Origin of the sequence: Solidesulfovibrio sp. C21 (assembly GCF_047785625.1) — a bacterium.
GTDB lineage: Bacteria > Desulfobacterota > Desulfovibrionia > Desulfovibrionales > Desulfovibrionaceae > Solidesulfovibrio.
In genome coordinates this window covers 1-21,184 of sequence record NZ_JBLODY010000067.1, presented here as the reverse complement: position 1 = coordinate 21,184, position 21,184 = coordinate 1, and the positions used below count along the sequence as shown (strand labels likewise).

Annotated in this window: 16 protein-coding genes, 2 tRNA genes and 1 pseudogene; 11 read left to right on the top strand and 8 right to left on the bottom strand. The window is 59.6% G+C overall.

Going from position 1 to position 21,184, the window contains the following annotated elements; all coding sequences use genetic code 11:
- Positions 1 to 448, top strand: a 448-nt coding sequence (locus ACMZ6R_RS16350) for an IS66 family transposase (RefSeq protein WP_416113397.1), incomplete at its 5' end; no start/stop codon positions are given.
- 49 nt (positions 449 to 497) lie between these two features.
- On the opposite strand, the gene ACMZ6R_RS16345 is transcribed toward ACMZ6R_RS16350, so the two are convergent.
- The 3 genes from ACMZ6R_RS16345 to ACMZ6R_RS16335 form a co-directional block, all read right to left on the bottom strand.
- Positions 498 to 698 carry a DUF488 domain-containing protein gene (locus tag ACMZ6R_RS16345; protein ID WP_416113395.1) on the bottom strand — a complete coding sequence of 67 codons (201 nt, stop codon included), beginning with the start codon at positions 696 to 698 and terminating at the stop codon, positions 498 to 500.
- 142 nt (positions 699 to 840) lie between these two features.
- Positions 841 to 1,932, bottom strand: a complete 1,092-nt coding sequence (locus ACMZ6R_RS16340) for an ATP-binding protein (protein ID WP_416113393.1) — start codon at positions 1,930 to 1,932, stop codon at positions 841 to 843.
- The gene (locus ACMZ6R_RS16335; RefSeq protein ID WP_416113391.1) at positions 1,929 to 2,666 is read right to left on the bottom strand and encodes a response regulator; all 738 of its coding nucleotides are present in this window, start codon (positions 2,664 to 2,666) and stop codon (positions 1,929 to 1,931) included. Before ACMZ6R_RS16335 ends, ACMZ6R_RS16340 begins: the two co-directional genes overlap by 4 nt.
- 119 nt (positions 2,667 to 2,785) lie before the next feature.
- Here ACMZ6R_RS16335 and ACMZ6R_RS16330 point away from each other — a divergent pair, with 119 nt between their 5' ends.
- Together ACMZ6R_RS16330 and ACMZ6R_RS16325 are read left to right on the top strand one after the other, a co-directional pair.
- Positions 2,786 to 3,943, top strand: coding sequence for an efflux RND transporter periplasmic adaptor subunit (locus tag ACMZ6R_RS16330; RefSeq protein ID WP_416113389.1), 1,158 nt, complete (start codon positions 2,786 to 2,788; stop codon positions 3,941 to 3,943).
- Positions 3,944 to 3,963: 20 nt separating this feature from the next.
- A complete protein-coding gene (locus tag ACMZ6R_RS16325) occupies positions 3,964 to 7,086 on the top strand; it encodes a multidrug efflux RND transporter permease subunit (protein ID WP_416113387.1) in 3,123 nt (1,040 codons plus the stop codon).
- 392 nt (positions 7,087 to 7,478) lie between these two features.
- Here the strand turns inward: ACMZ6R_RS16325 and ACMZ6R_RS16320 are convergent, their stop codons facing one another.
- Positions 7,479 to 8,969, bottom strand: a complete 1,491-nt coding sequence (locus ACMZ6R_RS16320; protein WP_416113385.1) for a DHA2 family efflux MFS transporter permease subunit — start codon at positions 8,967 to 8,969, stop codon at positions 7,479 to 7,481.
- A 440-nt stretch (positions 8,970 to 9,409) separates the two neighbouring features.
- Here ACMZ6R_RS16320 and ACMZ6R_RS16315 point away from each other — a divergent pair, with 440 nt between their 5' ends.
- The gene (locus ACMZ6R_RS16315) at positions 9,410 to 10,015 is read left to right on the top strand and encodes a TetR/AcrR family transcriptional regulator (protein WP_416113383.1); all 606 of its coding nucleotides are present in this window, start codon (positions 9,410 to 9,412) and stop codon (positions 10,013 to 10,015) included.
- Positions 10,016 to 10,616: 601 nt separating this feature from the next.
- Here ACMZ6R_RS16315 and ACMZ6R_RS16310 read toward each other — a convergent pair.
- The 3 genes and pseudogenes from ACMZ6R_RS16310 to ACMZ6R_RS16300 form a co-directional block, all read right to left on the bottom strand.
- Positions 10,617 to 11,751: pseudogene (locus tag ACMZ6R_RS16310) on the bottom strand (IS3 family transposase).
- A gap of 513 nt (positions 11,752 to 12,264) precedes the next feature.
- Positions 12,265 to 12,340, bottom strand: a tRNA-Glu gene (locus ACMZ6R_RS16305).
- A 10-nt stretch (positions 12,341 to 12,350) separates the two neighbouring features.
- Positions 12,351 to 12,426: transfer RNA gene (locus ACMZ6R_RS16300), tRNA-Lys, on the bottom strand.
- A 129-nt stretch (positions 12,427 to 12,555) separates the two neighbouring features.
- Between ACMZ6R_RS16300 and ACMZ6R_RS16295 the strand changes: the two genes are divergently transcribed.
- Both ACMZ6R_RS16295 and ACMZ6R_RS16290 read left to right on the top strand, forming a co-directional pair.
- Entirely contained in the window at positions 12,556 to 13,509 is a 954-nt protein-coding gene (locus tag ACMZ6R_RS16295; protein ID WP_416113381.1) for a hypothetical protein, read from the top strand.
- A gap of 280 nt (positions 13,510 to 13,789) precedes the next feature.
- The gene (locus ACMZ6R_RS16290; RefSeq protein WP_416113379.1) at positions 13,790 to 14,107 is read left to right on the top strand and encodes an RNA recognition motif domain-containing protein; all 318 of its coding nucleotides are present in this window, start codon (positions 13,790 to 13,792) and stop codon (positions 14,105 to 14,107) included.
- Positions 14,108 to 14,456: 349 nt separating this feature from the next.
- Here ACMZ6R_RS16290 and ACMZ6R_RS16285 read toward each other — a convergent pair whose 3' ends face one another.
- Positions 14,457 to 15,932, bottom strand: a complete 1,476-nt coding sequence (locus ACMZ6R_RS16285; RefSeq protein ID WP_416113377.1) for an outer membrane homotrimeric porin — start codon at positions 15,930 to 15,932, stop codon at positions 14,457 to 14,459.
- Positions 15,933 to 16,607: 675 nt separating this feature from the next.
- Here ACMZ6R_RS16285 and ACMZ6R_RS16280 point away from each other — a divergent pair.
- The 5 genes from ACMZ6R_RS16280 to ACMZ6R_RS16260 all read left to right on the top strand — a co-directional run bounded on the left by ACMZ6R_RS16280 (position 16,608) and on the right by ACMZ6R_RS16260 (position 21,014).
- Positions 16,608 to 17,678 carry an ABC transporter substrate-binding protein gene (locus ACMZ6R_RS16280; RefSeq protein ID WP_416113375.1) on the top strand — a complete coding sequence of 357 codons (1,071 nt, stop codon included), beginning with the start codon at positions 16,608 to 16,610 and terminating at the stop codon, positions 17,676 to 17,678.
- Positions 17,675 to 18,721, top strand: a complete 1,047-nt coding sequence (locus tag ACMZ6R_RS16275; protein WP_416113373.1) for a FecCD family ABC transporter permease — start codon at positions 17,675 to 17,677, stop codon at positions 18,719 to 18,721. The genes ACMZ6R_RS16280 and ACMZ6R_RS16275 overlap by 4 nt, the downstream gene beginning before the upstream one ends.
- Before the next feature lie 2 nt (positions 18,722 to 18,723).
- Positions 18,724 to 19,602, top strand: coding sequence for an ABC transporter ATP-binding protein (locus ACMZ6R_RS16270; protein ID WP_416113371.1), 879 nt, complete (start codon positions 18,724 to 18,726; stop codon positions 19,600 to 19,602).
- Complete coding sequence (locus tag ACMZ6R_RS16265) at positions 19,583 to 20,206, top strand: class I SAM-dependent methyltransferase (protein ID WP_416113369.1); 624 nt, start codon at positions 19,583 to 19,585, stop codon at positions 20,204 to 20,206. Before ACMZ6R_RS16270 ends, ACMZ6R_RS16265 begins: the two co-directional genes overlap by 20 nt.
- Before the next feature lie 226 nt (positions 20,207 to 20,432).
- Entirely contained in the window at positions 20,433 to 21,014 is a 582-nt protein-coding gene (locus ACMZ6R_RS16260; RefSeq protein WP_416113367.1) for an NYN domain-containing protein, read from the top strand.
- Positions 21,015 to 21,184 lie beyond the last annotated feature (170 nt).

Sequence of the window (21,184 nt, the reverse complement as noted above, 5' to 3'; positions counted from 1 at the left end):
GCTCGATCCAGAGCAGATCAAGGCTTTGCGAGCCGAAAAATCCAGGCCCATCCTGGACAAGCTCAAGGCTCTGCTCGATGCCCGCATCGCCACCACCCCGCCCAAGAGTCTGCTCGGCAGGGCCATCGGCTATGCCCTCAAACAGTGGGGCCGCCTGGTCGTCTATCTGGAAGACGGCCGGCTGCGCCCGGACAACAACCTGGCCGAAAACGCCATCCGTCCCTTTGCCGTGGGCCGCAAAAACTGGCTGTTCTCAGGCCACCCGCGCGGAGCCGACGCTTCGGCCACCCTGTACTCCCTCATTGAAACCGCCAAGGCCAATGGCCTGGAGCCATACCGCTACCTGCGCCACCTCTTCGAATACTTGCCGACGGCAACTACCGATGCCCAACGCAAGGCCCTCCTGCCCCAACATCTCGATCCTTGCTCCCTAATCATCCCTGTCTGAGCTTCTGCCGCTTTCCTCACGACCTGACAAGATGGGCCTTATTAGGCGCTTACTTTTCTTTAAATTCTTCCCATTTTTCTGGATCATGACCGAACCATGTCCGAAGCGCCGTGCTCGGAGCTAGTTCTTTTAGCCAACCATCAACTCCAGCCTGTTCCTTGGAGACACCACGCGGCCAAATCCGGTCAACAAGATAGCGTTTCCCATCATCCGGCACTTTATCTACATAAACACGCTTTATTTTAATCATCTCGCACCGTTTTTTTTGACATTCAGTCAGCCTACTTCTCTTTTGACTTTGAAAAAATAGCTTGAACCAATTTTTCGACATCAACACGAAGTTTTACGTCTTTAAAAAACTCATCTGGCAAAGACGCCAAAAGTGACCCTGCTCAACCGTGTTCGCCATGATCTGGCCCTGGCAGGCCATGGCCTGGGTCGATGGGCCAGGTCAGCGTGAAAATCGTGCCGCCGCTGGCGGCAGTCCTGCATGCAGCGCGTCCTCCATGCGCACGCGCGATGGCAGCCACCACGGCCAATCCCAGGCCGCTGCCGCCCGAGCGCGCGCCTTGCGCGCGTCGGAACGCCGTAAACAAATAGGGAATTAAGTCTTCTGGCATGCCTGGCCCGTCATCCTCGACGCTGAGTTCACACCAGCCATCCTTCACGTGCGACTGGATTCGTACGTGGCCTGCCACGGCATGCCGGCACACGTTATTGAGGAGCGCCAGGAGTGCCTGTCGGATACGCACTGGATCGCAGGATACAGACCGTGCGTCCAGGTCCAGGATCACACGCTGGCCCGCCGACTGCAGCGCGTCATCAACCATGCCCACCACGGCGTTGATTTCGGCGTCAAGCTGAGCCTCTCGCAACTGCAAATCCAAATGGCCGCTTTCCACCAGACTCACCACGCGCAGATCCTCGATCAATCGCGTCAAGCCCTCAACCTGAGTCAGCAAGCTGAGGAACTGGGATGTACTGGGCGTGAAAACGCCTTCGGCCAGGCCTTGCAGGCGGCCGCGCAGGATTGTCACAGGGGTTCGCAGTTCGTGAGCGATCGCGGCGTTCCAGAACGCCTGTTCCTCGGTCATGCGCTGCAACTGATTCGCCAGCGCATTGAAGTCGTCCGCCAATTGGGCGGCTTCGCCAAGAGAGCGATCGCCCGCGACGGCACGCGCGTTGAGATCCCCCTGGGCCACACGGCGGATGCTGTCCGCCACCGAGTTCAGCGGGACCAGGATACGGCGCGACAGGTTGACCGCCACGAGGATAGACAGCGCCAGACCGGTAAGCGTGGCGCCGATCATCCATATCCACTCCGGCCCCGTAGGTATCCAGCTGTAGTCCAAGGGATTCTCGGGCCAATAGATTTGCCACAGATAGTAGAACGCGTACGACGTCAGAATGACGAGCAACGTGACGCCCAGCGCGATCGCCATCATCGCCAGCATGATCTGGCGACTCAGCCCGACCAATTTCATTCGCTGCTCCGCAGCTTGTAACCGACCCCGCGCACGCCAACCGGGATTCCCTGGACGCCGAGATCCTCCAGCTTCTTGCGAAGCTTGCTGATGTGGCTGTCCACCGTGCGCTCCAGAGCATCCCCCTCCGGCAGACAGGCGACCAGCAGTTCGGTGCGGCTGAACACCCGCTTGGGCGCACCCGCCAGATGGGCCAACAGCTTAAACTCCGTCAACGTCAGCGTCAGGAGCTGGCGCTGGCCCAAGACCCGTACGCTGGCTTCGTGGTTCTCCAGGTCGATCAGGAAAGGCGCCACGCGCAGGATACGCCGATTCCGGCAATTGCCGCGCGTCATGGAGCGGCGCAGCACCGCCTGCGTCCTGGCCACGACTTCAGCCGGATTGAACGGCTTGACGATATAGTCGTCGGCGCCGATGCGCAGCCCCATCAGTTTGTCGATGTCCTGGTCGTGCGCCGTCAGCATGATGACGGGCGTGTCACCCCGATGGCGGAGCTCGGAAAGCACCTGCCACCCGTCCCTGCCCGGCATCTGCACGTCGAGCAGTACGAGGTCGGGCTTAAGGGCCTGGTGCAGCTCGAGCGCCCGGAGGCCGTCTGCGGCATGCACAGTGCGCATGCCGCCGCGCGCCAGATAGGCGGCGAGGATTTCGGCGATCTCGGACTCGTCCTCGGCGATCAGCACCAGGGATTCGCAACCTTTGCCCCACTCGGAGCTGGATTTCCGTTCAAGCATGGCAGTTTTTTCTACTCCATCGAATTTACATCTCATATCCATTGAAAATCCATCGAGTCAAGGCAAGGAGACGCCTAGCTTTGCGGGCACAGGGCTGCCTGCTCCTGAAGGAATCCACCATGAAGATCAAACGACTGTGCCGCCAGAGCGGCTTGTTTGCCCTCGCGGTTTTGATACTGGCCGGCTGCGGTCAGGCCGAACCGGAGGTGGCGCTCCCCCCACCACTGGTATCCGTTATGACCGCCACGCCGTCGCGGCTGGAACTGAGCGAGGTTCTGCCAGGGCGCGTCGCTGCGGTACGCATCGCCGAGATCCGGCCCCAGGTCAGCGGCATCGTACAGCGCCGCCTGTTCGAACAGGGCACCGAGGTGCGGGCCGGCCAGCCACTGTTCCAGATCAACCCGGCACCATTCAAGGCCGATGCTGACGCCGCTGGAGCAGCCCTGCAACGGGCCGAGGTCGCGTTGGCGCGAGCCCAGCTGCAAACCAGGCGGCTGCAGTCTTTGGTCGAGGTCGGCGCGGTCAGCCGTCAGGTCTACGACGACGCGGTTTCCCTGCGCGACCAGGCGGCCGCCGACGTGGCGCAGGCCCGCGCCACGCTGAAACGCCGCCAGCTTGATCTGAAGTTCGCCACAGTGGAAGCGCCTATTTCCGGGCGCATTGAGCAGGCGCTGGTGAGCGAGGGCGCGCTGGTCGGTAGCGGCGACAGCAGTCCCCTGGCGCGTATCCATCAGATCGACCAAGTCTACGTCGATGTGCGCCGCCCGGCGTCCTCGCTCGAATCGCTACGTCAGGCACTGATGTCGCAACAGGCCAGCGCCGATGAGGGGCTGCCCGTGGCCATCCTACGAAGCGATGGCGAGGCGTACGATGTCACCGGACGCATCCTGTTCTCAGGCATAAACGTCGATGCCGGCACCGGCGACGTACTGCTGCGCGTGCTGGTTGACAACCCGCAACGTCTGCTCTTGCCGGGCATGTTCGTGCGCGCACGCGTGCCGCGTACCAGCTATGCCAAGGCGCTGATGGTGCCGCAGCAGGCGGTGGTACGAAACGACGGTGAGCCGCAAATCTGGACCCTCGATGCGCAGAACCGGGCGAAACTCACCCCGGTCAAATTGGGCGAGCTGCTCAATCGGCACTATCGCATCCAGTCCGGCCTCGCCGCCGGGCAAACGATCGTGGTCGAAGGGATGGCGCGCCTGTCCAACGGCATCAAAGTGCAAGCCCACGAGTGGCAGGCGCCTGAACCTACAACCGCGGCCTCTACGCACTGAACGCCCGGGAGCACTTCGTCATGCCGCAGTTCTTCATTCATCGCCCGGTCTTCGCCTGGGTCGTCGCCCTGTTTATCATCCTGCTGGGCGTGATTGCTATTCCCAATCTGCCCATCGCCCGGTTTCCTTCGGTGGCGCCGTCCACCGTCACCATTTCCGCGACCTACCCCGGAGCCACGTCGCAGACCATGAGCGACGGGGTGATCAGCCTCATTGAGCGCGAACTCTCCAGTGTCAAGAACCTGCTGTACTTCGAATCCTCGTCCGATTCCTCGGGTGCGGCGTCAATCAGCGCCACCTTCAAACCGGGCACCGACCCGGACATGGCGCAGATCGACGTGCAAAACAAGCTCAAGGCCATCGAGCCACGTTTGCCGCAGACAGTGCGCCAAAACGGTCTGACCGTGGAGACCTCCGCGTCCGGCTTCCTGATGCTCGTCGGCCTCAGATCCGACGACGGGCGCTTCGACGAGGCGGCGCTGGGCGACTACATGGCGCGCAACATCGTCGACGAACTGCGCCGCATCGAAGGCGTCGGCCGCGTGCAGCTGTTTGGTGCTGAGCAGGCGATGCGGATTTGGGTCGATCCGGCCAAGTTGATTGCCTTTGGCCTGTCGATGAACGATCTGTCTACGGCCGTCAGCCAGCAGAATGTCCAGATCGCGCCCGGCAGCGTCGGCGCCATGCCGGCGCTGCCGGGGCAGCGCGTGACCGTATCGCTTACGGTGCAGGGCCAGCTGTCCACGCCCGAACAGTTCGCCGCCATCGTGCTGCGCGCCACCCCCGACGGCTCCAAGGTGATGCTGGGCGACGTGGCGCGGGTCGAACTCGGCTCGCAGTCCTACGGCTTTATTAACCGCGAAGACGGCAAAACCGCCACGGCTGCGGCCGTACAGCTCGCGCCTGGCGCCAATGCGGTCAGGACCGCCGAGGAAGTCGAGGCGCGAATGGCTGAGCTTCGCAGCACGATGCCGGCCGGCATGAGCTATTCGATCCCGTTTAATACCGCGCCGTTCGTCAAGATCTCCATCGAGAAGGTCATCCATACCCTGATAGAGGCGATGGTGCTGGTGTTTCTGGTCATGTTCCTCTTCCTGCAAAACATCCGCTACACCCTGATTCCGGCGATCGTTGCGCCAATCGCACTGCTGGGCACCTTCGCGGTGATGCTTGCTTCGGGCTTTTCAATCAACGTGCTGACCATGTTCGGCATGGTGCTCGCAATCGGCATCATCGTGGACGATGCCATCGTCGTCGTCGAGAATGTGGAACGCATCATGGCCGAGAAGGGGCTGTCGCCACGAGACGCGACGATCCAGGCGATGCAGGAGATCACCGGCGCGGTGATCGGCATCACCCTGGTGTTGACGGCCGTGTTCATCCCCATGGGCTTGGCCAGCGGCACGGTCGGCGCGATCTACAAACAATTTACGCTGTCCATGGCGGTGTCGATCCTGTTTTCGGCCTTTCTCGCGCTTACCCTGACGCCCGCTCTCTGTGCGACGTTGCTCAGGCCCCACGCTACGGGGCACCACGAGAAGCGCGGGTTTCTCGGCTGGTTCAACCGCCGCTTCGAGCGCATGACATCGCGCTATGAAACGCGCCTGGGCAAGCTGGTGACACGAACAGGACGGATGATGCTGGTGTTCGCCGCACTCTGTGCAGCCCTCATGGTTTCTTTCCGCCATCTGCCATCGTCCTTCCTGCCGGAGGAAGACCAGGGCTATTTCTTGGCTTCCATCCAGTTGCCCGCCGATGCCACCGTCGAGCGCACTCTGGAAGTGGTCAAGGCCTACGAGCAGCACGCGGCCTCGCGCCCATCGATCCGATCCAATATGACCGTCGTCGGTTTTGGCTTCTCCGGCTCCGGCCCAAACGCGGCCATGGCCTTCACCATGCTCAAGGACTGGGGCGAGCGCAATGGCGCCACGGCCCAAGGCGAAGTGGCCCTGGCCCAGGCGGCCCTGTCCGGTACCAGGGAAGGGACAGTGATTACCCTGCTGCCGCCGGCCATCGACGAGCTTGGCAACAGCTCCGGCTTCACCATGCGCCTGCAGGACCGGGCCAACCAGGGCCATGCCGCGCTCCAGGCGGCAGAGACCAAGCTGCTTGCACTGGCGCAGAAGAGTCGACTCGTCAGCGGCGTCTATGCCGACAGCCTTCCGGCCGGCTCCAGCATCCGCCTGGACATCGACCGGGACAAGGCCGAGGCGTTGGGCGTGTCATTCACCAGCATCAGCGACACGCTGTCCACCGCGATGGGGTCTCACTACGTCAACGACTTCCCCAATGACGGGCGCATGCAGCAGGTCATCATTCAAGCCGAAGCGTCGGCCCGCATGCAGATTGACGACGTGCTCAAGCTCTATGTGCGCAACGCCAACGGCGGCATGATGCCGCTGTCCGAGGTGGTGACCCCGGCATGGAGCGAGACGCCGCTGCAACTGGTGCGCTACCAGGGCTTCCCGGCGGCGCGCATCTCGGGCAATGCGGCTCCCGGCGTCTCCAGCGGCGAGGCAATGGCCGAGATGGAACGGCTGGCGGCACAGTTACCACCTGGCTTCGCCGTGGCCTGGACAGGACAATCCCTGCAGGAGCGCCAGTCCGCCACACAAGCGCCGCTGCTGATGGCGCTGTCGATCCTGGTGGTGTTTCTGGTGCTGGCCGCTCTGTACGAGAGCTGGACGATCCCGCTCTCGGTCATGCTGGTGGTGCCGCTGGGCCTGCTGGGTGCCGTGGGGGCGGTGATGCTGCGCGGCATGCCCAACGACGTGTTCTTCAAGGTCGGCATGATCACCGTTATCGGCCTGTCGGCGAAAAACGCCATTCTCATCATCGAGCTCGCCAAGCAGTTGCGCCAGCAGGGCAAGGGACTGACGGAAGCGGCGGTCACTGCGGCCCGGCTGCGACTGCGCCCGATTTTGATGACGTCGCTGGCCTTCGGCCTGGGCGTGGTGCCGCTGATGCTCGCCAGCGGTGCCAGCGCCGAAACCCAGCACGCCATCGGTACCGGCGTATTCGGCGGCATGGTCACCGCGACGGTGCTCGCCATTTTCTTCGTGCCAGTGTTCTTCGTCTTCGTGATGACCCTGCAAGAGCGCTTCGCAGCGTGGCGGTTCTCGCGCCGGCCTTCTCTCAAATAAAAGGGTCGCGCCAGGCTGCCAGTATAGTCACAACTTGCTTATTTTACTTATTTAAAATGCATAAATCGAACCGGCATATCCTGAAGAACAAGGTGTATAAGTCTCGTACGAGGGGTCGGTTCACTGCGGCGTTGACAGTCTGGAAAGGAGCACGCCCCCGGGAGCGTCGCTCAATGGTCGGATAACCTTCGCGGGACAGACTCCTCACGAAACGGAATTTTGTCCGCTAAGACCCGGTAAAAATACACGTCAGATGAGGGCCTATTTCGGCTAATCCGGACATGTTCTGTCCAGGCTCAAAGGCTTCAACCTGACACTTTGGACGTTAACGTACGATTCTTTCCATTTCGTGAACAGACCCCTCTAACGCTGTCTCCTGCCTCCGCCCACCCTTAGCGTGCATAAATTTCCGCCCGGTGACGTGATCCTCTGTAGTAAATTACCAGCACAACGGAAATAATGAGACAAGCCAATCCCGCGACAAACATGGCGTTTTGAAAACCGTATGCGATGGCCTCACGGTAACAATACGATGGTACCACCGCATCAGCGACGTGATCAAAAACAAGCGCTTGGGCGTAACTGACTGATTTCTGGATTCCAGCGTCGGCCAATTGGCGAGATGCGTGACTCACGGCGCTGGCTCCGAGCAAAGCCCCCAACACAGCTATTCCAACCGCCATTCCGCCCTGCCGGAGTGAGTTCATCACGGCGGACGCGGTTGCAAAGCGCGGTTTTTCCACCGCGTTCAAAACGCATATGCTCGTAACCGGCACGGCTATGCCCATGCCGACTCCCATCAAGCTAAGCATAGACCCGGAGTATACATAGCTCGTTCCGGCGTCGGCAAAGCCTAACATGACCATGGCCGCGCCGATTATGGCATAACTCATGACCATCAACCGATTTGTTCCAATGCGGATATGCAACCAGCCGAAGAATATCGATACTACTCCAGTAAGCAGAAACTGCGGCATCATCCGAAATCCGGCCTGAGAAGCGCTTACCCCTTGTGCCTCCTGGAAGAAAAGCGAAAAAAAGAACAGACTGCTGTATGTTGAAAAACCGAGCACAAAAGAAGCAATATTTGGTATGCCGAATCCTGGTTTTTTGAATAATGAAAGAGGCAACAGCGGGTTATCCGATCTAGCCTGCAAAAACAAAAACACGAAAAACAGGATGGAAGCTGCTGCAAAGGGAAATATTGCTGTTGACGACATTAAACCAGCATGTCCTGCTTCTATAAAAGCATATGTCATACATCCTAGAGAAATAATACTCAATATCTGACCAATAACATCAAGGCGGAGATATTTATCAACGGCAATTTCGTTCATACCCCAGCCGCCCAGCAAAAGAGCCAGAATGCCCAGAGGGATATTGATCAGAAAAATACTAGGCCAGCCGACAGAATCCACGAGAATCCCGCCAAGCGAAGGACCGATTGCCAGGGCAATGGCGGAGAACGCCGACCAGCAGCCTACCACCTTTGCCCGTTGCGTGGCATCGTCGAATGCATGGAATATGATGGACATGGCCCCGGGAATTATCACAGCTCCCGCCGCCCCTTGGATACTACGACCAATAAGAAGCATCGGCATGTTCCCTGCACTGGCACAAAAAAATGAGGATAATGTAAAAAGAGCGATCGCCAGCATCCAGATTTTTTTTAGCCCGTATTTATTGCTGAGCCCGCTGGCTGACAGCATAAAAGCGGCAAGGCAGACTGCGTAAGAGTTTATAATCCATTGCAGTTCTGCAAGAGTTGCGTCAACGCCCACCTGAATGGCGGGCAAGGCCACGTTGACGATGGTAACGTCAATATCGGCGATAAATGTTCCAAGAAACGCCGCCAAAGTCAGCGCCACGAGTTTTTTGTTCATGTTATAATACACTTTATCTCCATTTTAGTGTGGAAAAGAATAAAAACGTAATATCTACTTACAGACCGACGGTCGGTTTGTCAATAGGCAAAAAATATTCCCCTCCCATATGGGGGTGACCTGCAATTGATTAATTTACGCTTCGCAGGAGCTGCCTTCGTGCATTTAGGGCTGATTTTTTTGAAGAACTATCGGCGTTGAGCCCCACGCGGCTATTTCAAAAAAAAACTCTTGCCTGGGGCAGGGAACTTTTGGACTTAGACCGGGATATGGACAGCTCCACCAGTTGGGCGACGGCAGTCATGTCTGAACGACGGAACTATTTATATGATATTTCAAGCAATTAGGAATGAATTGCTATGATTCCTTGGGCGTAAATCGCTCAGGTTAGGTTTGAAAGAATTAAGAATAGTGTATAAAGCTCCATGAAGGAGCTACGTATGCCAAGAAACGTCGACAATCCGCCACACAGGGATATCCGCCTAAGCGCAGGAGAAAAGCACCGGGCCGAGCTGCTTGACACGGCGAAAAAAATTTTTCTGGAAAAAGGCTTTAACTCTGCTACTGTAAACGATATTCTTATGGCGGTAGGTCTTTCCAAAGGCGGATTCTATCATCACTTCAAATCAAAGGATGAAGTGTTGGACGCTTTGCGGGTCCAATATACCAAACGATTCCTTGAAATAGTAGAGAAACGCGTCGCAGCCGTGCCGGATGACGCGATGGAGGAACGGTTCCAGACTTGGATCAAGGCTTTTGTGGATGCTTACTACTCAAGCTATGCTGAACACGATTTATTCTACCATTCCGTGCATTCCAACCGTGCCAACGCTGACCGCACCGCAATCATCAAAAGCCTGATGCGTCTTTTGGAACAAGGCTTGGCGAAGGGCGCATGGTCGTTGTCCTCTCCTTTGCTTACAGCAACAATTATGTATTCGGCCATTCACGGCGTTGTCGACGAAGCGATTGCTGCCCAGAATAAAGAACATATTCTGCTAGCGGAACACCTTTACACGTCTCTTAAGCTATTGCTGCAGAGATAATAAATAGGGCCTTCCGGCTTTTTCGTGGGTCCCTCGGCCAAGTGTGTCTTGGATAGAGGTCCAACCCGCCGAAGAAGGAGTAGGTGGCAGTCTTGAATTGTTCCCGATTTCGATAACCGCAAGCTCTCCACAAGTGTGCATTGACAAGCGACCCCACGGCAGCTTGTCAATGCACACTTGTGGAGAACGCCTGAAGACCACGCTCACAGGCGCCCTCCCGGGGAGACCATACCCGGTCACTTACCCATGGAAAAGTCGGAAGGACCATTTTTTCTCAGGTGGAAGTATGCGATACTGGAACTGGGTGTCACCGGCTCCCTCCCTAGTGTCACGTTCGCTAAATTCCATTGATCTATGAGGAGAGCGGTTTCCCCTCGTAGGTCCATTTGAAGGGATGCGCCCGTTGCTCGTTGTAGCGCCGAATATAGGTCATGATCTGGGAGACGAGGGCTTGCCTCGATCTCCAAATGCCTCCCTTGAGAACGTCTTTTGTGAAGATGTTGAACCATATCTCGGCTTGGTTCAGCCAAGAGGCGTACTGAGGTGGTCCCGTTTGTTTGGACAGGTTGGCGGCGAAGTTAAGCTATAGTCCGGTTGGTGGTCATGCCGCCTTGGGTGCCCTTTGGCCATCCCGGTATACTTCCATGGGCCGCCGTCCGTCAAAAGCGGTATGGGCCGTTGCTCATTGTAAAATCTGAACCAGTCGTCGAGCGCTTCCCGGGCTTGGCTGCCGGTTTCCAGCTCTCGGAGGTAGATGCATTCCCATTTCACTGATCGCCACAGGCGTTCGATGAAGACGTTGTCCATCCATCGGCCCTTGCCATCCATGGAGATGGATGCGCCGGCCTCCTTGAGCGTCTGGGTGAACTCCAGACCGGTAAACTGCGAGCCTTGGTCCGTGTTGAAGATTCCAGGCACTCCATATCTATTCATGGCCTCTTCCAGAGCGTCCACGCAGAAAGCAGCATCCATGGTGTTTGACAGTCGCCAGGACAGCACGGCTCGACTATGCCAGTCCATGAGTGCCACCAGATATAAAAATCCTCGCTTCATGGGCACATACGTGATGTCAGCGCACCACACCTGATCCGGGAAGTCAATCCGCAGCCCACGCAAGAGATACGGATAGATTCTGTGCTCGGGATGGGGAACGCTGGTCCTGGGTTTTTGGTAAATGGCCATCAACCCCATTTTACGCATCAACCGCCGCACGCGAGTGCGTCCCACTATGACGCCCTGATTTTTCAAGTGCCGCTGCATCTGCCGTGAGCCATAGAACGGCGTTTCCAAGAACTGCGCATCAATGAGCCGCATCAGGTCGAGATTCACGGCCTTCTCGCCCTGAGGGCGATGGTACCATGTCGATCTGGCCAGCCCAAGTACCTGGCACTGCCGGGTAATACTGAGTCGTGGATGGTCCGTTTCGACCATCCCCTGCCTTCGCCCCCGACCCATCGTTTGGCGAAGGCTCGTTCTAAAAAATCTTTCTCCACGGTGAGTTGGCCGACCTTGGCGTGCAACTCGCGGATCTCGGCCTCGGAGTTCTTTTTCACGGAAGCCGCCTTCCCGGAAAAGGATGCCACCATCCCTTCCTTGGCCTGGCGCTTCCAGCCGGCAATCATCGTCGGATGCACGTCGTACTTGCTGGCAAACTCAGTCAAGGTCAACTCGCCGGTCAGAGCCTCCAACGCCACCTTGGCCTTGAACTCCGCAGAAAATTTCCGTCGCTTGGACATCGAAACTGTCCTCCTCGCTTGAGGACTATAGCTTAACCGACTGTCCAATTTTCCGCGACCACCTCAGCGCGCCGATTCTGTATCGGGAAGGACAATCCGTGAGCACCATCCAGGCTATCCTTCGGCACAAGTCACCGGCCACCACGACGCGCTACCTGCACGGATGGGGCTCCGCCAGTCCCGAGAGGCGTTAGACTCCGTGATGAATGGCAGAGGCGGTAATCAGGTGGCTTTAGCGGTCTAAACGCATCGACGCTGGCACAGGGGGGATTCGACTGAATCCCCCTTGCATTTTATTGGGTCGAATCAATCCCACTAGTGTGGCGTTCTCTAGAAAATATGACAATATTTTTTAGAGAAAAAATAATTATTTAAATATATTACTCTCAAAATTCGTATACGCGAATTTCAAGAACGCAACACTAGGACAGCGGCGTGATTCTGGAAAATGTGTCCGAAATGTGTCCAGCAAGAAAAAAGGACTTAGAATTTCTTCTAAGTCCTTGATTTCTTTGGCGTCCCCAAGGGGATTTGAACCCCTGTTAGCGGCGTGAGAGGCCGCCGTCCTAGGCCACTAGACGATGGGGACGGACGCTTGCTGGTGGGCCGTGCTGGGCTCGAACCAGCGACTCTCTGCTTAAAAGGCAGATACTCTACCGACTGAGTTAACGGCCCACACGAGAAGAAATCGATTATGCGCATCCTGCCCCGGTGTCAAGCGCTATCCGCCCGGTCCCCGAAAAAAGCGCCACGGCCTCGCCACGCTTCCCAAAAAAGCCGCCCCTGGCTATACCTCCCCCCACCATGGATTTCGTGCACCTCTGGCATTCCCTGCTGTGGCCGCTTGGCCGCCTCCTCGTGTCCCTGGCCATCGGCCTGCTCGTGGCCAATCTCATCGAGGCCCTCAACTGGACCCGCTTTCTGGCCCGCCTCGCCGCGCCCATCATCCGGCTGGGCCATCTCAAGGATGTGGTCGGCGCCAGCTTCTCCATGGCCTTTTTTTCCGGCATGGCCGCCAACTCCCTGCTGGCCGAGGCCTATAGCGCCAAAAAGCTCACCGACCGCGAGTTGATCCTGGCCAACCTCTTCAACAGCCTGCCCACCTACTTCCTCCATCTGCCCCAGATGTTTTTCATCACCGTGCCCTTTCTCGGCACGCGCCCGGCCGCGCTCTACGTCGGTCTGACCCTTCTCGCCGCCCTGCTGCGCACAGTGGCCATCCTGGCCTACGGCCGCCTGGTCCTGCCGCCCCTGCCGGACGGCTGCGTGGCCTGCCACCTGAAAGACGGCGATTTTTCCTGGCGCAAAGCCCTGCGCAAGGGCCTTCGGCGCTTTTCAAAACGCCTCCGCACCATGGTGCTTTTCACCGTGCCCATCTACATCGGCATCCATTTTCTGGCCGTTTCCGGCGCGTTCGGGGCCATGGAAAAGTGGCTCTCGGCCCACCTCGGCTTCCTGTCCTTCATGACGCCCCAGGCCGCAAGCATCGTCATGTTCCAGGTGGTGGCCGAATTCACGGCCGGGCTGGCCGCGGCCGGGGCCATGCTCGGCGCCGGCGACCTGACCACACGGCAGGTGGTGCTGGCCCTGCTCGTCGGCAACATCCTGTCCACGCCCATTCGCGCCTTTCGCCACCAGTTTCCGTACTACGCCGGCATTTTCAAGCCCAAGGCGGCGATGCGGCTGATCGTGCACAACCAGGCCCTGCGGGCGGCCAGCATCCTGCTCGTCACCGTGGGCTACGCCATTTTGGGCTGAACCATGCGGGAAGGCATATTCCCCGCTTTGCCCGCCGCCGCGACGGCCGGTCCGGCGGGGCTTTCGGAAGGCCCTGGATCGGCCTGGGCCCTGGGTCGAGAATGCCGTGAAATGCTATAAAAAACCTCTGCCGCCTGGCATATATTTGTTGTGTTTGTATGCGGTCTGTGTACAATAAGGCACTTTTATCAACGCGCATGCCAACTTTCGCTGCTTGGACCCTTGGAAGACGCCCCCAACACGCCGAAAAAGACCATGCCAAAGAACGGAGCTACCGTACATGTCGAAGAAACTTTACGTGGGTAACCTCTCCTTCTCCTCCACGGAAGACGATGTCCGCGACCATTTCGCCCCCTACGGCGAAGTCATCAGCGTCAACCTCATCACCGATCGCGAGACCGGCCGCCTGCGCGGTTTCGGCTTCGTGGAGATGGATGACGAAGGCGCTTCCGCTGCCATCGCCGCCCTGGACGGCAAGGAACTGGCCGGCCGGACTCTGAAGGTCAACGAAGCTCAGGAAAAGCCCCGTTCCGGTGGCGGCGGCGGCGGTCGTCGTGGCGGCAGCGGCGGTGGCTACGGCGGCGGCGGCCGCTGGTAGTAATGCCGGTACGGTCCGCTTCGATCCGTGAACAACGGTTGCGGGCTGCCTGATAATGTCACTCAAGGGCCGGGACGTATGTTCCGGCCCTTTTTCATGCCCGTTGCCGCGTTGTTGCGGACTCGAAATCCGTGCCTGCATGCTTTCAGGCAACATCCACAGCGCGCTACTTCCTTCGCGTCAGCACGCCGCGGCCTCTTGCGGCCGCAACACCCGATCCGACGCCCCGGGCAACGGCCATAAAAAAAGCCGGAGCCCGAAAGCTCCGGCCTTGCGCGGCAACGCAACGCACAGGCCGGCGCTCGTCGTGGACCGGGAGGGTTCCCGGGTCACGACGGCCGGCAACGCCTTAGAACTTGTAGGACAGGCCGAAAGCGATCTTCCAGGTATCCCCTTCCCGGGACTGGCTGACCAGCCGATGGCCCCACACGCTCTGCTTGAACTCGCCGTGGGCCCAGCCCGTTTCCACAATGGCGGCCAGATTCTGGTAAATCATGTACTTGTTGTCGAAGTTGACGCCAAGCACGTACTCGCCCACGGCCAGGTCGCGACCCATCACGAAGTAGGGGTTGCTGCCCATGGAGCTGTTGAGGAAGCGGATGGCCCGGGCCGAGTTGGTGCCGCCGACGTAGGTGAAGGTCAGGCGGTGGGTCATCTTCTCGAAGAAGCTCATGTTGTCGAGGCTGGCGCCGAGGCCCCAGGAGCCGACCGGACTCATGGCCACGTTGGCGTCCTTGACCAGTTCCTGGTTGTCATCAAACAGGAAGGAGTTGCCCGGCCCCCAGTTGGAACGGATGATGGGCATGCGCTCGGAACCGTTCATGGTGGACTTGTCTTCGCCGGTGGACCACCAGCCGAAGGCCTTGGGGGTGAGCAGATCCCAGCCGGTGTATTCCGCGCCGGCGTCGAGGAACCAGCCTTCGCGGCGGTTCTTCTTCCGTTCGCTCTGGGAGCCGGTCCCGTAGATCACATCGGCGTAGAAGCGCACGGGATCAAACGCGGACACCTCGAAGGCACCGCCGGCCCACCAGAAGGCGTTCTGGTCGTTTTTCCACAGCGCCGGCGTCACGTAGGTCCCGGCCGAGGTCAGGTTGTCGGCGTAAAAGGACGTCTTGTACTGGGAGCTCTTGTTGGTGAAGTAGTCGGTGTTGCGGCCGGCCACGGCCACCGCGCCCCAGGGCGTGGCCTTGAACCCTTCCAGGGTGATCGGCAGGGCCAGGAAATAAGCATCGAGTTCGTCGGCCACCTGGGTGGTGGTGTTGTCATAGGTGCGGTCGGTATCGATCAGACGCCCGAAGCCGGCCACGGCCGAAAGGGTCTTGTCGATAAGCGGCGCCTTCACCACGAGGGCGGCCATGTTGTCGCCGAAGACCGGCGAGGAGTAGAAAAGCTGGCTCTGGGGCATTTCGACGCGCTGCAGGCCGGCCGTGGCCGAAACCGCGCACCCCGGGAGCTTGAACTGCAGGAAGGCCTGGTAAGGCACCACGGCCGTGGTCGGGTTGGCGGCGGTGTAGGTGCCGTGGCCCCAGGTATCCTCCACCTTGAGCGAGAGCCGAAACTTCACGGCTTCGTTGGCGACGAAGTCGGTCCGCACGCGGAAGCGCTCCCAGATCTGGAAGCTTTCCTCGGTCTTGGAAGGACCCTTCCAGGTCGGCTTGGCCGAGGTCCAGGCCGGCGCGTTCCAGCCCGTAAAATTGCGGTTGGAATAAAAGACGCCGTAGACAAGGGCGTCACCCACCATCCTCACTTCCGTGGCCGCCTGGGCCGCGGCGCACAGGACCACGACGCAAGAAACAGCCATGGCCAGGCTGCGCAATAGTTTCATCATCCCTCCCTCTTTTGCGACTGTTCGCCTTTGCAGAAATATCCGTTGCCGCTTGTCGACCTGTGGCGAAGAGGTCGTTACGGTTTGTAAAATATTACAAATATGACAGCAAATGGCATAAATTAAATAATTACGGTATGTTATAAATTAAGAAAACAACAGTAACAGACACGCGCATTTGCACAACAATGACAGTGCATGGTTCTTGGATTGAATAGGACTATTATACGATCACGAAAACTTATAATAATCGTGATTCTTGATTTATTTACCATGAATTATGGTGACAATGATGCTATTTGAAAACCAATACTGGAATAATACTGCATGCGATATGCACGAACTACAACAGAGAGACTGCCATCTGTGCGTCATACTAGGCCTGTACTCTCGAATATCCCCGGCACAACAGTTCCATGACCTTGGCGATATCTATATTTCCTTTTCCCAAGAAGTTGAAAAACCGACATATCCTCTCGTTTTGGAATTTTCGTGACAGCACAATTCATCCCCTTAACATTCATTTATCTAAAATCATTAATAAAAAACGAGCAGTGTCACATTGCCCGATAGCCAACCCGCGCCCTATACTGAGGCAATCGACAATCGGCCGCGCCGCCACAATCCGTTGCGTCGCCGCCGCCAACCGCGCCCCGCGCCAGAGGAAAGCCGCCCATGCCTCGTACCCCTTTGCGCCGCTCGCTTCCCCTTGCGGCCGCCCTGCTCGCCAGTCTGCTGGCCCTGTCTCCGTCCGCGCCGGCCACGGCCAAGACCGTCACCGACATGGCCAAGATGACGGTGACCGTCCCGGACGCCCCCAAAAAGGTCTACGCCCTGTCCCCGCCGGACAGCCTGCTCGTGTACGCCATCGATCCCTGCGTGCTGGCGGGATGGAATTTCAAGCCCTTCCCGCCGGCAAAGGCCTTCATGCCCGCCTGCGCGGCCAACCTGCCGATCCTGGGCGGCTTTTTCGGCCAGGGCATGGTTCCCAACAAGGAAGCCCTGCTCGCGGCCAAGCCCGACCTCGTGGTCAGCGGCACCATGGCCAGATCCAACCCTGAGTTCGACAAATTCTTCACCGAGATGGGCATCCCGGTGGTGCGCATCGACAGCGAATCGCCGGACAACTATCCGGCCGACTTTCGTTTTCTGGGAGAAGCGCTCGGCAAGAAGGAGCGCGGAGACGCCCTGGCCGCGGACGCGGACAAGACCCTGACCGAACTGCGCGCCGGCCTGGGCAGAATTCCCCAGGACAAGCGCCTGACCGTCTACTACGCCGAGGGCGGCGACGGACTCTATACCGATGGCGCGGGCTCCTTCCACACCATGGTCATCGAGATGGCCGGCGGCGTGAATGTCCACAAAAAGCCCCAGTCCCGCCGCTTCGGCATGGACAAGGTGACCATGGAGACCGTCATGGGCTACGCGCCCCAGGCCATCCTGGTCCAGGATGCCAAATGCCGGGACATGATCCTCACCTCGCCCCTGTGGAAGGACATCCCGGCCGTCAAGTCGGGCAAGGTGTTCCTCATCCCGGACGCGCCGTTTAACTGGTTCGACCGTCCGCCGTCCTTCATGCGCCTGCTCGGGGCCAAATGGATGGCCCATGCCCTGTATCCGGAGGTCTTCCCCTACGACATGGTCAAGGAGACCCAGGCCTTTTTTAAGCTGTACCTGCAAAAGGACATCAGCACCGACGAAGCCAAGGTCTTGCTCGCCGGCAAAAATCCGCACCGCAGCAAGTGAGCCACACCCCCGCCCCCTTGCCCCGCGCCGCCGCCAGGGCCCGGTACGCCATACCGGTCCTGGCGGCCGTGCTCGTCCTGGCGGCGGCCTGGTCCCTGACCGTGGGCCAGTACCCCATAAGCCTCGGCGACCAGTGGCGGTTTTGCCTGCGCGCCCTGTCCGGCCAACCTGCGGCCGCGGGCGAACAGCATCTTATCGCCACGGTGCTGTGCGACATCCGCTTTCCGCGGCTTTTGGCCGCCATCCTCGTCGGCGCGGTGCTGGCCGCCTCGGGCACGGCCTATCAGGCCATGTTCGTCAATCCGCTCGTCTCGCCGGGACTGCTCGGCGTGCTGGCCGGATCGGCCTTTGGCGCGGCGATCGGCATGCTGGCGGGTGTGAACTGGACCCTGGTCCAGGTCTTTGCCTTTACCGGCGGCATCACGGCCGTGGGGCTGGCCATCGCCATGGCCGGCAGCGGCAAGGGCGACAAGCTGTTGCTGCTCATTCTCGGCGGAGTGATAAGCTCCGCCCTGTTCACGGCCCTGCTGGCCGCAGCCAAGTACGTGGCCGATCCCAACGACGAGCTGCCGGCCATCACCTATTGGCTGATGGGGGGGCTGTCCCGGGCCGACGGGGCGACCATGCGCCTGGCCGGGCCGGCCTTTTGCCTGGGGCTGGTGATCCTGTTCCGCTTCGCCGGCCGGCTGGACCTTTTAAGCCTCGGCGACGAAGAGGCGCGGAGCCTCGGGCTGTCCACCGGCCCGGTGCGGCTGGCCCTTATCGCGCTTTCCACGGTGCTTTGCGCCCTGACCGTGTCCATCGCCGGGCTGATCGGCTGGGTGGGGCTCATCATTCCCCATGCCGGGCGCATGCTGGTCGGGCCGGGGCATGGCCGGCTTTTGCCCGCCGCCGCCCTGCTCGGAGCCGTCTATCTGCTGGCCGTGGACGATATCTCGCGCCTGGCCTTTGGCGTGGAGATCCCGCTCGGCATCCTCACGGCGCTGATCGGCATTCCCTTTTTCCCGCTGGTGCTCAAAAACGCCCGACGGGGCTGGAGTTAGGCATGAACGCCGTCGCCGCCAGCAACCTGGCCTTTTCCTACAACGGACGCGCGGTCCTCAAAGACGTGTCCTTTACCGTGGCCCCGGGCGAGCTCGCCTGCCTGCTCGGCCCCAACGGCTGCGGCAAGACCACGCTGTTGCGCCTGATCCTCGGCCTGCTTTCCCCGGGTTCCGGGGACGCCCGCATCGAGGGGCGCGATGTGGCCGCCTGCCCGCCCCGGCATCTGGCCCGGCTGGCCGCCTATGTCCCCCAGCTGACCCAGCCGGCCTTCGCCTACACCGCCTTCGAAACGGTGCTCATGGGCCGGGCCGCCCGGGCCCGGGTTTTCGGCCGGCCGGGAAAGCAGGACAGGGAGATCGCCAGGGCGGCCATGGCCCGCTTCGGCGTCGACGGACTTGCCGATACGCCGCTGACGCGCCTAAGCGGCGGCCAGCGCCAGCTCGTCATGCTGGCCCGGGCCCTGGCCCAGGATACGCCGGTGCTCGTCATGGACGAACCGGTCAACGGCCTGGATTTCGGCAATCAGGCCCGATTTCTGGAAATCGTGCGCAAGCTTTGCGACGAGGGCCGCACCTGCCTTATGACCACCCACTTCCCGGACCACGCCCTGTGGGTGGCCGACAGGGTGGTCATGATGCGCGCCGGCCATGTCCTGGCCGACGCGCCCCCGGCCGAGGCCGTCACCAGTTGCAACCTCGGCCGGCTTTACGACGCCGCCATCGAGGTGCATCCCTTAAACGAAGATATGCGGGTGTGCGTGCCGGCGCGCATGCGCCGGGTCTTGCGGCATCCGGGCAAAAGACGCGTCATTCCCCTTTCCGCCGCCAGCCCGAACCCAAACGCCGCCCCAAGGAGCCGTTATGTCCGAAACGACTTTTGACCGGAGTTTCTACGTTTACGACGCCAACCATCGGTTTGCCGCCATGTACCCGCTGCTCGCCCGCCAGATCGTGGACGACTTCGGCATCACCAAGGGCGTGTGTCTGGATGTGGGCACGGGCAGCGCCGCCGTGTGCATCGAGCTGGCCAAGATCACGGATATGACCATGATCGGCCTCGACGCCAAGCCCGAGGTACTCGAACTGGCCCGGGAAAACGTGGCCCGCCACAATCTTCCGCCCGAGCGCTTCCGCTTCCTCGAAGCCGACGTGGCCGCCATCCCCATGGAGGACGGCACGGTCGACCTGCTGGTCAGCCGGGGCTCGATCCCCTTCTGGGAAGACCACGTGGCGGCCTTTGCCGAGCTCAATCGGGTGCTGGCCCCGGGCGGCGCGGCCCTTGTCGGTTGCGGCTTCAGCCGCTACCAGCCCATCGAGGAAGTGCGGGCCATGCGCCCCAAATGGTCCGGCGAGGGTGAAAAGGACTCGCGAAACGACTGGAAGGCCGACGATTACCTGCCGCGCGTCCTGGACCAGGCCGGCATCGCCGACGCCGAGGTCCACCGCGACGCCTACGGGGTGTGGGTGCATATCCGCAAATCCTGACCAGTCGCCCCTCTCCACCGTCCTTCCGAGACCCTATTCCTTACCCAAGGGATAGGAATAATCCTTTATTTCCAAAATGTATCTGAATTTATTGGATATTATTTTTTTGAACGGTCCCTTCCCGCTTTTTTGCATTTCAGGTAGGAGGTGAGGGTTCGGTTGCGCAACACTGTCAGCAACAAGCCGGCCACGCGGCCGCGATAAAAGAAACGCACGGAGAATGCCTATGATCAATCGAAAGCTCTGGCTGATCGACGCCGGATACATGTATCGCGGACAATCCATTTACAGTCGCGAGTATAGTATCGATTATGTCAAACTGAGAAACATGCTTGAGATCGACGAGCCGCTTTGGAGAGCCTATTATCTCAATTCCGTGCCCAATCCCACGCCCGATGCCCAGGTTTCCTTCTATAACTGGATGCGTAGCGCGCCGCCCATCGGGCCGAAAATCATCACCAAGCTCTACGAACTGCGTTCGAGCGAAATCACGGACCTCTACTGCGAACAGTGCCACCGCAAGGTGCCCATTTCATGCCCCAACGACCCCAAGCATCGCCTGAGCCGTGAGCAGCAAAAAGGCGTGGACGTGGGTCTGGCCACCTTGGCGCTCACCCATATCGAGAACTACGACACCCTGATCCTCTCCTCGGGCGACAGCGATCTGCTGGACGCCATCGAGTTCATCACGGAAAAAAACAAGCGCTTCGAACTGCTCGTATTTAAAAACGGCGTGTCCACCGACCTGCAATGCCGGGCCGACCGCATCTACTGGATCGACGATTTCGCGAGCGAAGTCGCGCGGTAAGAATTTGGGGGGAAACTTTTCTGTAGAAAAGTTTCCCCCCAAACCCCCTTTCCAAATACCATGTTGGCCTCGACCCTCAAACTGGCTGATAGTGCCAGTGAACGTGCTCCAAGGGCACAAACGAGGCGAGGAGACCAACATGGCAAGACAAGAGTTATCCCAACTTCAGG

Excerpts from the sequence above, each read along its gene's own strand:
- ACMZ6R_RS16345 (WP_416113395.1), bottom strand. The coding sequence starts at position 698 with ATGATTAAAATAAAGCGTGTTTATGTAGATAAAGTGCCGGATGATGGG.
- ACMZ6R_RS16330 (WP_416113389.1), top strand. The coding sequence starts at position 2,786 with ATGAAGATCAAACGACTGTGCCGCCAGAGCGGCTTGTTTGCCCTCGCG.
- ACMZ6R_RS16280 (WP_416113375.1), top strand. The coding sequence starts at position 16,608 with ATGCCTCGTACCCCTTTGCGCCGCTCGCTTCCCCTTGCGGCCGCCCTG.
- ACMZ6R_RS16295 (WP_416113381.1), top strand. The coding sequence starts at position 12,556 with ATGGATTTCGTGCACCTCTGGCATTCCCTGCTGTGGCCGCTTGGCCGC.
- ACMZ6R_RS16260 (WP_416113367.1), top strand. The coding sequence starts at position 20,433 with ATGATCAATCGAAAGCTCTGGCTGATCGACGCCGGATACATGTATCGC.
- ACMZ6R_RS16315 (WP_416113383.1), top strand. The coding sequence starts at position 9,410 with ATGCCAAGAAACGTCGACAATCCGCCACACAGGGATATCCGCCTAAGC.
- ACMZ6R_RS16285 (WP_416113377.1), bottom strand. The coding sequence starts at position 15,932 with ATGAAACTATTGCGCAGCCTGGCCATGGCTGTTTCTTGCGTCGTGGTC.
- ACMZ6R_RS16325 (WP_416113387.1), top strand. The coding sequence starts at position 3,964 with ATGCCGCAGTTCTTCATTCATCGCCCGGTCTTCGCCTGGGTCGTCGCC.
- ACMZ6R_RS16335 (WP_416113391.1), bottom strand. The coding sequence starts at position 2,666 with ATGCTTGAACGGAAATCCAGCTCCGAGTGGGGCAAAGGTTGCGAATCC.
- ACMZ6R_RS16270 (WP_416113371.1), top strand. The coding sequence starts at position 18,724 with ATGAACGCCGTCGCCGCCAGCAACCTGGCCTTTTCCTACAACGGACGC.
- ACMZ6R_RS16265 (WP_416113369.1), top strand. The coding sequence starts at position 19,583 with ATGTCCGAAACGACTTTTGACCGGAGTTTCTACGTTTACGACGCCAAC.
- ACMZ6R_RS16290 (WP_416113379.1), top strand. The coding sequence starts at position 13,790 with ATGTCGAAGAAACTTTACGTGGGTAACCTCTCCTTCTCCTCCACGGAA.
- ACMZ6R_RS16320 (WP_416113385.1), bottom strand. The coding sequence starts at position 8,969 with ATGAACAAAAAACTCGTGGCGCTGACTTTGGCGGCGTTTCTTGGAACA.
- ACMZ6R_RS16340 (WP_416113393.1), bottom strand. The coding sequence starts at position 1,932 with ATGAAATTGGTCGGGCTGAGTCGCCAGATCATGCTGGCGATGATGGCG.